This is a genomic window from Pseudoalteromonas sp. S3260, assembly GCF_005886925.1.
Taxonomy (GTDB): Bacteria; Pseudomonadota; Gammaproteobacteria; order Enterobacterales; family Alteromonadaceae; genus Pseudoalteromonas; species Pseudoalteromonas tetraodonis.
This window is the reverse complement of sequence record NZ_PNCV01000021.1, coordinates 1-10,286: the sequence shown is the minus strand read 5'-3', so window position 1 is coordinate 10,286 and position 10,286 is coordinate 1. Positions and strand designations below refer to the sequence as shown.

The 10,286-nt window shown below is 42.2% G+C and carries 8 protein-coding genes; 5 read left to right on the top strand and 3 right to left on the bottom strand.

Annotated features, from left to right (window positions below):
- Window positions 1–6: 6 nt before the first annotated feature.
- Window positions 7–231 carry an IS110 family transposase gene (locus tag CWC14_RS04255; protein WP_138561480.1) on the bottom strand — a complete coding sequence of 75 codons (225 nt, stop codon included), beginning with the start codon at window positions 229–231 and terminating at the stop codon, window positions 7–9.
- A gap of 617 nt (window positions 232–848) precedes the next feature.
- Complete coding sequence (rsmF, locus tag CWC14_RS04250) at window positions 849–2,288, bottom strand: 16S rRNA (cytosine(1407)-C(5))-methyltransferase RsmF (protein WP_138561482.1); 1,440 nt, start codon at window positions 2,286–2,288, stop codon at window positions 849–851.
- Window positions 2,289–2,551: 263 nt separating this feature from the next.
- On the opposite strand from rsmF, the gene CWC14_RS04245 reads away from it, so the two are divergent.
- The 5 genes from CWC14_RS04245 (at window position 2,552) to prpF (ending at window position 9,275) form a co-directional block, all read left to right on the top strand.
- Window positions 2,552–3,265, top strand: a complete 714-nt coding sequence (locus CWC14_RS04245; RefSeq protein WP_138561478.1) for a GntR family transcriptional regulator — start codon at window positions 2,552–2,554, stop codon at window positions 3,263–3,265.
- A gap of 70 nt (window positions 3,266–3,335) precedes the next feature.
- Window positions 3,336–4,214, top strand: coding sequence for a methylisocitrate lyase (gene prpB, locus CWC14_RS04240; RefSeq protein WP_008109898.1), 879 nt, complete (start codon window positions 3,336–3,338; stop codon window positions 4,212–4,214).
- A 25-nt stretch (window positions 4,215–4,239) separates the two neighbouring features.
- On the top strand, window positions 4,240–5,367 hold the full coding sequence (prpC, locus tag CWC14_RS04235; protein ID WP_008109902.1) for a bifunctional 2-methylcitrate synthase/citrate synthase: 1,128 nt from the start codon (window positions 4,240–4,242) through the stop codon (window positions 5,365–5,367).
- A gap of 113 nt (window positions 5,368–5,480) precedes the next feature.
- Window positions 5,481–8,090 (top strand): Fe/S-dependent 2-methylisocitrate dehydratase AcnD, encoded by a 2,610-nt coding sequence (gene acnD, locus CWC14_RS04230; RefSeq protein ID WP_138561476.1) that lies wholly within the window; start codon window positions 5,481–5,483, stop codon window positions 8,088–8,090.
- A gap of 12 nt (window positions 8,091–8,102) precedes the next feature.
- Window positions 8,103–9,275, top strand: a complete 1,173-nt coding sequence (gene prpF / locus CWC14_RS04225) for a 2-methylaconitate cis-trans isomerase PrpF (protein WP_138561474.1) — start codon at window positions 8,103–8,105, stop codon at window positions 9,273–9,275.
- A gap of 159 nt (window positions 9,276–9,434) precedes the next feature.
- Here the strand turns inward: prpF and CWC14_RS04220 are convergent, their stop codons facing one another.
- Window positions 9,435–10,187 (bottom strand): substrate-binding periplasmic protein, encoded by a 753-nt coding sequence (locus CWC14_RS04220; protein ID WP_249928693.1) that lies wholly within the window; start codon window positions 10,185–10,187, stop codon window positions 9,435–9,437.
- Window positions 10,188–10,286: the final 99 nt, after the last annotated feature.

Sequence of the window (10,286 nt, the reverse complement as noted above, 5' to 3'; positions counted from 1 at the left end):
ATTGGCTTAACTGTATGGCCTATGGCCTGCCTCTTTCGCTTTTCTTGCCCAATAATGCGTGCCACCACATGACTCCATCGCCACTAATGACTGCTTTTCTGACGCCAATAATTGAAGTAGCTTTTGTCGCGATACTTCTTTGTTGTATACAACCTGTCGATCTTGACCTATTTTACAAACTTGATAATTATTTTTTGCTAAATCAATCGCAATAACGTTAAGATTCATCATGTAAGGACTCCTTTAGTAAAAGTTTTGTCACTTATTACGTTGCCCCTCGATGGGAGGGGAGTCCATACATCTCGGTGGTAAATAAATCACTAAGATCTTATTGTAATAATAGTACTGGGTGAAGGATTAAGCTCGAAACCCGTTAACTTTATTTAAAACCTTTATTCTTGAACCACAGAGGACACCGAGGTGCTTCGCGCTGCACGGAGAAAAAGCGTCAATTTTGGAAATCTAATAACTCACAACAGTTCTTTAATCTTTGTCTTTAATCACTTTCTCTGTGTGCTCCTATCCTCTGTGGTAAATAAATCACTAAGTTCTTATTGTAATAATAGGGCCGGGTGAGTTATTAAGCTCGTAACCCGACTCTCGCAGCCCGTTAACTTTCGCCTAGACAAAAAAAGACCCAGAGCTATAAGAACTCTGGGTTATAGAGGGGCTCATATGTGAGCCCTGCGCTAACTAAAGACACTTTCAGATTCTTAGGGAGAAGAAGAAAGTTATTTAAGTATAGTCAAAAGTGCTAAAAACACACATTTTTGTTCGTTTTTTATACTGAAAATAATTACAGTGAGTTACATTTGTTATGCACACCTTTGTTACATTTAAGTTGGAGTTTACGCCCAGTTTATTAACTGCGTATTTTGTACTAAATCTCTTGGTAAAGAGTTTTTAACTTTATTTTTTTGCCATTTCCCTAAGCCAATAGGACAACTACATAAAGTTAGGATCACCTCGCCGCTTGATTTGGTTACCTCTTCTAGGCGTATATCTTTACCATTAAAGTAATCGTTAGCCTGTTCATTGGTTAATGCCAGTACATTACTTTTACACTGCTTTCCAAATACTGTGGCAAATTCGTGCGTTAGGCGTACGCCATTTTTATGAATAACGCCTACCTGAATACCTAATCGCGCATATTTAATTTTGTTTTGTATCGCTTCAAATTCATCAGGAAACAGCCAAAGCTCTTTGTCGCGCTGCATTAAAGTGCCTGGTAGACTCGTTAAACCAAATTGCTTTTTGAGGGAGCTCATAAACGCACTTTGCTGTTTACTATCAAAGTCACTAAAAGGGAATGCACCTTTTTTAACTTTTAGATTTTGGTTTTCGCAGCTGCTGTGCTTTTTAAATTTAGCAATAAAAAAGCCTTCGCTGTCGAAGGTTTGCGGCCAAACATGTAAGTAGCCCTCTGTGGTGGTGGCTTTATCAGCCCCGGGGAATAAGTCGCTTAATGACTCAGAGCTTATATATTCGCCAAACTCATCTAATAATGCGCTGCATACTTGCTGGTTTTCGAGAGGGGTTAATGTACAGGTTGAATACACCAATGTGCCGCCAGGTTTAAGTGCGTAAAATGCACTTTTAATCAGATCTTTTTGTACTTGGGCAATGGTAATATTTGACTCGATAGACCAATTTTTTAGTGCATCGCTGTCTTTACGTACCGTGCCTTCGCCAGAGCAGGGCGCATCAAGTAAAATGCTGTCGAAGCATTCAAACATGTAATTGCCAAATACCACACCATCAAAATGCGATAGCGCACAGTTACCTACACCCATACGCTTTAGCGTGGCACTGAGTACTTTTAAACGTGATGACGACAGCTCATTGGCTACTAGCACGCCTTGATTGTTCATTAGTGCAGCCAGTTGTGAGGTTTTAGAGCCCGGTGCCGAGGCCATATCGAGCACTGTGTTACTAGTTTGCAGGCTGTGCTTTAGTGCCATTGGCGGCAACATTGAGCTTGCCTCTTGTACGTACATTGCGCCACTTAAATGTAAATCGGTATTGCCCAGCGCTAGGTTTTGCTCTTCATCATTTGGGCGCTCTAGCCAAAAACCTTCATCGCACCATGGAATGGCTGTGAGTTGCCAATTTTTTTGAGCTGCGTGGCGTTTAAATTCTTCAACACTCATTTTTAATGTATTAACGCGAATAGACTTACGCAGTGGTCGACGACAGGCACTTAAAAAATCATCTAACGTAAGGTGCTCAGGCAGATAAGTTTTTACGTCGTCAATAAATTGCTTGGGGATATAAGTGTTAGCGTCCACGATTTGGCTCATACAATAAAATTAAAGGCGGATAATAGCATTTTTAGCGATTATTTTCAGTGTTAAAGTCGAAATAGTAGTACTTTAAAAGTGTCGACACCTTTTGTGGAAAACGCACTCAATACTAAAAATTATTATACTTTTGGCTAATGCTGTCGACAATGTGATGGTTTTTTACTCATCCTTAGCACTTTTAGGGTTGACACTGTTAGCTAATAAGCACATAGTTAACCCATAAATTGTCGACAATATAAAAACACCTTATGACACAGCACTTTTTAAACGACACCGCAGTTACAACCGCTTCCGATAAAGTGTTTGTAGATATGCGCCGCGAAATTGTAGAAGGCAGTATTGCACAAGCCAGTAAAATATCAGAGCCAGAACTGGCAAAGCGTTATGGTGTAAGCCGTGCAACGCTCAGAGAGGCATTAAATCGTTTAGAAAGTTGTTATTTAGTTGAGCGCAAAGCCAATATAGGTTGTCGTGTTGTAGCATTAACCGCGGAGCGTTTAATTGAAGTGTATCAAGTGCGCAGTGCCCTTGAAGGACTTGCATGTAGGTTAGCTGCCGACAATATGGAACCAGATGAAGTACAAAGCTTGAAACAATTACTTAATCAGCATTTGCAAACTCAGCGTGTTAAAGAAGGTGAGTCGTACTATCAAGAAGCAGGCGACTTAGACTTTCATTATCGAATCATCAAAGGCAGTAAAAACGCTCATTTAATACATTTGTTGTGCCACGACCTGTACCAGTTAATAAGAATGTACCGTGTACAAATGGGTATGGTTGGGCCTCGCGTATCGAAAGCGTTTGACGAACATTTAGCCATTATTAACGCCATAGAAAATCATGATGGTGAGCTCGCAGAAATGCTAATGAAACGCCATATCAGTGCATCACAAGCGAATATACAAACAAAATTTGATAGATATCAATCAGTACAAGCCACTCAAAATGAAGTGGCTAACTAGTACAGGTGTAACATTATTAAAAAATACTAAGTTGCCAAAGAGCAGCCCCGTTCAAAGTTAGGAGAAAGTAATGTCAGCAGGATTAAAATTTAAACAGGCAATTGCAAATAACCACCCGCTACAAGTGGTAGGTACTATTAACGCGTATACTGCGATGATGGCTGAAAAAATGGGCCATCAGGCTATTTATTTATCGGGTGCGGGTGTGGCTAATGCCTCATTTGGTATGCCAGATTTAGGGATGACCAGCCTTGATAACGTGCTTGAAGATATTCGCCGTATTACCGGTGCTAGCGATTTACCTTTGTTAGTGGATGCCGATACAGGTTGGGGCGGGGCGTTTAATATTGCCCGCACCGTTAAAGAAATGACTAAAGCAGGTGCAGCCGGCTTTCATATTGAAGATCAAGTGGCGCAAAAGCGTTGTGGCCATCGCCCTAATAAAGAAATAGTTACCCAAGCTGAAATGGTAGACCGAATTAAAGCGGCGGTTGATGCTAAAACCGATAGCGATTTTTACATTATGGCACGCACCGATGCGTTTCAAAAAGAAGGCTTAAATGCGGCGATAGACCGTGCAGCAGCTTGTGTTGAAGCCGGTGCCGATGCGATTTTTGCAGAAGCGGTTCATGACCTTGCTGATTACCAAGCATTTAGCAAAGCGATTAATGTGCCTATTTTGGCCAATATTACTGAGTTTGGCCAAACCCCAATTTACACCAAAGAGCAACTAAGCGATGTGGGCGTAGAAATGGTGCTTTACCCACTTAGTGCGTTTAGAGCAATGAATAAAGCGGCACTTAACGTGTATTCAGCAATTTTGAATGAAGGGTCGCAACAAAGCCAAATTGAAAACATGCAAACGCGTGCAGAGCTTTACGACTTTTTAGATTATCACTCGTACGAAAACACACTCGATAACCTTTTTTCAGCAAAATCTGACAAATAATAAAAAATTCAACAGGAGACAAATCATGGTAGATAAAGCATTAGGTGGCGCAGGCTTACGTGGCCAAGTAGCAGGACAAACAGCATTATGTACAGTAGGGCAAACAGGCTCAGGTTTAACTTACTGTGGTTACGACATTAGCGAACTGGCTGAAAAAGCGCAGTTTGAAGAAGTGTCGTTTTTACTTTCACGCGGTGAGCTACCAACATCAAGCGAACTGGCAGAGTACAAAGCTAAACTTAAAAGTTTACGCGGTTTACCAGAGGCACTAAAAACAGTGCTTGAGAACATTCCAAAAGACGCACATCCAATGGATGTAATGCGTACTGGTTGTTCTATGCTAGGTAACCTTGAAATGGAAAATGACTTTAGCGAAGCAAACGATGCGATTGACCGCATGGTGGCAATTTTCCCAAGTATTATTTGTTACTGGTATCGTTTTACTCATGACGGTGTTCGCATCGAAACACAAACTGATGATGATTCAGTAGGTGCACACTTTTTAACGCTATTACACGATAAAGCGCCAAGTGAATTATTTGCACAAGTGATGAATGTATCATTAATTTTGTACGCAGAGCATGAATTTAATGCCTCTACCTTTACCGGTCGCGTGTGTGCATCAACGCTTTCTGATATTCACTCATGTGTTACCGGCGCAATTGGTACCTTACGTGGCCCACTGCATGGTGGTGCAAACGAAGCCGCAATGGATATGATTGAAAGCTTTAGCAGTGCTGATCAAGCTGAAGATGCACTAATGGGCATGCTTGAGCGTAAAGATAAAATTATGGGCTTTGGTCACGCTATTTACCGCGAGTCAGATCCGCGTAATGTTATTATTAAAAAATGGTCTGAAAAATTAGCCGCAGAAGTGGGTGACGATGTGCTTTACCCAGTATCAGTTCGTTGTGAAGAAGTTATGTGGCGTGAGAAGAAGTTATTCTGTAATGCCGATTTCTTCCATGCATCGGCGTACCACTTTATGGGTATTCCTACTAAGTTGTTCACGCCTATCTTCGTAATGAGCCGTGTAACCGGTTGGACAGCTCACGTAAAAGAGCAACGTGCAAATAACCGTATTATTCGCCCAAGTGCTGATTACACCGGGCCAGATGCGCGTAGCTACACGCCAATTGAATCAAGAGGCTAATTAGTTAGCGTTTAAGGTGAGCCTAGCTCACCTTTTATTGTTTATAGCGCTGATGATTACTCATTATAGCGCTTTAGCGTACTCTCCTCCGTCACCAAATTAGCGAATTTATTATGACCATTATTAATAACACCCAATATCGTAAGCCTTTACCGGGCTCAAATGTAGATTACTACGATACCCAAGCCGCCGTCGATGCCATTAAACCAGGCGCATACGCTACACTACCTTACAGTTCGCGTGTATTTGCCGAAAACTTAGTGCGCCGCTGTGAACCCGATATGCTAACCGATGCACTTAGCCAAATAATTGAGCGCAAGCAAGACTTAGACTTTCCGTGGTATCCGGCACGCGTTGTATGTCATGACATTTTAGGCCAAACCGCACTGGTTGATTTAGCGGGCCTGCGTGATGCTATTGCTGCAAAAGGCGGTGATCCTGCAAAAGTAAATCCGGTTGTACCGACTCAACTGATTGTGGATCATTCATTAGCTGTTGAGCACGCAGGTTTTGATCCCGATGCATTTGAAAAAAACCGCGCCATTGAAGATAGACGCAACGATGACCGTTTTCATTTTATAAACTGGACCAAAACAGCGTTTAAAAATATTGATGTGATCCCACCGGGTAATGGCATCATGCACCAAATTAATCTTGAAAAAATGTCGCCGGTTATTCAAAACCGTGACGGTATTGCGTTCCCAGATACTTTAGTGGGAACAGACAGCCATACCCCACATGTTGATGCTTTAGGTGTTATTGCTGTTGGTGTAGGTGGCCTTGAAGCCGAAAGCGTAATGCTTGGGCGCGCATCGTACATTCGTTTACCAGATATAGTGGGCGTAGAGCTTACCGGTAAACGCCAGCCTGGCATAACTGCAACCGATATTGTATTGGCTATTACCGAATTTTTACGTGAGCAACGTGTGGTATCGACTTACCTTGAGTTTTACGGTGAAGGGGCTGATGCACTAACCCTTGGCGATAGAGCCACCATTTCGAACATGACCCCAGAATTTGGCGCAACCGCGGCTATGTTCTACATTGACGATAAAACTATTGATTACTTGCGTTTAACAGGCCGTGATGAAGAGCAAATTGCACTCGTAGAAAACTACGCTAAAACAGCAGGTTTATGGAGTGATAGCTTAAAAACTGCTCAATACGATCGCGTACTCAAGTTTGATTTATCAAGTGTAGGGCGCAACATTGCAGGGCCTTCAAATCCGCATCGTCGTGTATCAACTAGCGATTTAGCTAAAGAAGGTATTTCGGGCGTTGTTGAAAACGAAGAGGGCTTAATGCCAGATGGCGCGTGTATTATTGCCGCTATTACTAGCTGTACTAATACCAGTAACCCGCGCAATGTAATTGCTGCAGGTTTATTAGCGAGAAACGCGAATGCAAAAGGTTTAATGCGTAAACCTTGGGTTAAAACCTCATTGGCACCAGGCTCTAAAGCAGTGCAGTCGTACCTTGAAGATGCAAACTTATTACCTGAGCTTGAACAGCTTGGTTTTGGTATTGTTGGTTTTGCCTGTACCACCTGTAACGGTATGAGTGGTGCACTAGACCCTAAAATTCAACAAGAAGTGATTGATCGCGATTTATACGCAACAGCGGTGCTTTCGGGTAACCGTAACTTTGATGGTCGTATTCATCCGTATGCAAAGCAAGCATTTTTAGCGTCTCCACCGCTTGTAGTTGCTTATGCAATTGCCGGGACCATCCGTTTTGATATAGAAAAAGATATCCTTGGTAAAGATCAGCAAGGTAACGATGTAACCTTAAAAGATTTATGGCCATCTGATGAAGAAATAGATGCAGTGATCAAGCAAAGTGTTAAGCCTGAGCAGTTTAGAAAAGTATACGAGCCTATGTTTAACTTAACCGTTGATTACGGCGAAGATAACGACCCACTATATGATTGGCGCCCAGAAAGTACCTATATTCGCCGTCCTCCTTATTGGGAAGGGGCATTAGCAGGCGAGCGCAGTATGAGTGGTATGCGTGCATTAGCGGTACTTGGCGATAATATTACAACCGATCATTTATCACCTTCTAATGCGATTATGGCAAGCAGCGCGGCAGGTGAATACTTAACTAAAATGAACGTGCCAGAAGAAGACTTTAACTCGTACGCAACGCATCGAGGCGATCACTTAACCGCGCAACGAGCCACGTTTGCAAACCCTAAACTATTGAATGAAATGGTATTGGATGAAAACGGCGAAGTGAAGCAAGGATCGTACGCACGCATAGAGCCAGAAGGTGAAAACACGCGTATGTGGGAAGCCATCGAAACCTACATGCAACGTAAGCAACCGCTTATTATTGTTGCCGGTGCTGACTATGGTCAAGGTTCGTCTCGCGATTGGGCAGCAAAAGGCGTAAGGCTTGCTGGTGTTCAGGTTATTGCAGCTGAAGGGTTTGAACGTATTCATCGTACTAATTTAATTGGTATGGGCGTTTTGCCGCTTGAGTTTAAGCCAGGCACAACGCGTAAAACACTTAACCTAGATGGTAGCGAAAGCTACGATGTAAAGGGTGAACCAACACCAGGTGCAACCCTAGAGCTTGTTATTACGCGTAAAAATGGCGAGGTATTAAACGTACCCATGAAGTGCCGATTAGATACGCAAGAAGAGCTCTCTATTTATGCGGCAGGCGGTGTGTTACAACGCTTTGCGCAAGACTTTTTAGAAGCCACGCAAGCATCATAAGGACACACGTTTATGTTTAAACCACAAATTAAAGTGCCTGCGACCTATATGCGTGGTGGCACGAGTAAAGGGGTTTTTTTTAATTTAACCGATTTACCCGCACCTGCCCAAGTGGCAGGTGCGGCGCGCGATAGCTTATTATTGCGCGTTATTGGTAGCCCAGATGCATACGGTAAACAAACCGACGGCATGGGCGGAGCAACCTCAAGTACCAGTAAAACGGTTATTTTGAGTAAGAGTGAACAGCCCGATCACGATGTTGATTATTTATTTGGTCAAGTCGCCATTGATAAAGCGTTTGTTGATTGGAGTGGTAACTGCGGAAACTTAACCTCTGCTGTGGGCGCGTTTGCCATCAGCAATGGTTTAGTTGATAAATCTCGCGTACCGGATAATGGCATTGCTATTGTGCGAGTATGGCAGGCGAACATTAAAAAAAGTATTTTAGTGCATGTGCCCATGACCAACGCTCAAGTACAAGAAACCGGTGACTTTGAGTTAGATGGTGTGACGTTTCCTGCCGCTGAAGTAAAGCTTGAATTTATTGACCCTGCTGATGGTGATGGTGCGCTATTCCCAACAGGCAATGTGGTGGATGATTTAGAAGTACCAGGTGTGGGGACATTAAAAGCAACTATAATCAATGCTGGTATCCCTACTATTTTTGTAAATGCCAGTGATATTGGTTATACCGGTACTGAACTACAAGATGACATAAACGCTGATGAAGCCGCACTCACTAAGCTTGAAAGCATTCGTGCCCATGGGGCAGTAAAAATGGGCTTAATTAATACTATTAATGAAGCACAAGCACGCCAGCACACACCTAAAGTGGCATTTGTGGCTGCTCCACATGATTATATATCCTCAAGTGGTAAGCAGGTTAATGCAAGCGATATAGATTTGTTAGTCCGTGCAATGTCAATGGGGAAGTTACACCATGCGATGATGGGCACAGCCGCCGTCGCTATTGGTACTGCTGCGGCAGTTGAAGGAACATTAGTTAATTTAGCCGCCGGTGGTGGTGCTATTAATGAAGTTAACTTTGGTCACCCTTCGGGCACACTTAAAGTAGGTGCCGAGGCGGTGGTTACAAATGGCCAATGGCAAGTGACTAAAGCGAGTATGAGCCGCAGCGCACGTGTATTAATGGAAGGCTGGGTAAGAGCGCCATTTGATTTTTAAACATTGTATAATAGCTGATGGCTTTGGGAGCATCAGCTTTATAGTTACCATGTAGTTTAAAATAAATCGTTAATTATCCAAGGTTATAACACTGTTGTTTTTTATTTTTTATAAAGCTATCAAACTCATTGTTTGCATGCATATTCGCAATTTCAGTATTTATATCTTCCAAAATAGATTGCCATTGTGATGCACTTTTAGCATCCTTTTTTTATCTCTATTTGATAAAAGTGACTTGTAAACGCTGGCTTTAAGTACTTCTAAGTCAGCAACAATAAGCTCAACACGACCGTTTAATAGCAAGTGAATAAGCTGATATTCACTGTTTGCCACAATGGTTTTTATTTCACCTTGATCAATAAGTTCATCGAGTTTAGCACTATTCTTATATGAACGAACGACGCCCATCACTCGGTTTTTTACAGAGTTAATGCTGCCATCGTAGTCAATAGTATGATCCTTTAGCGCAACAAATGATAAATCGCCGCCTGGAATAGGTTCTGATAGCGCCAATAACTGATTTCGTGTTTTTGTTAGAATATTTTCGGATATGACATCGTCGTCAATATAGTACTCAGGAAATAATATATCGGCTTTGCCTAGCTCTGCTTCTCGTACCGCACGCGCCCAAGGGTAAAACTCAATATGAACGCCATAACCACGCTTTACTAGCATGCTAACTGTGAGCTGGTATAGCCAGCCTTTATTGCATAAGTGATCGTCTATATAAGGGGGCCAATTAAGTGTAACTAAACGAAGGACGGTATTAGCCTTTAAATTATAACCGTAACCGCTTTTGTATTTTTCGCCATGAAGGGTGATATTTTTATCATTAACTGTGTAAGTTACTGGCGCAGGATCTGCGTAAGTAAAAAGTGAAGTAAGTAAGGCAGCGATTAAAAATATTCTCATAAGGATAATGCATTTTTATCTTTAATTTTAAGTTTAGTGCGTTATTTGGAATAAACAACTTAAATGGTAAGGTTCTTCCAGGGTCTGTTGACCTTTCAA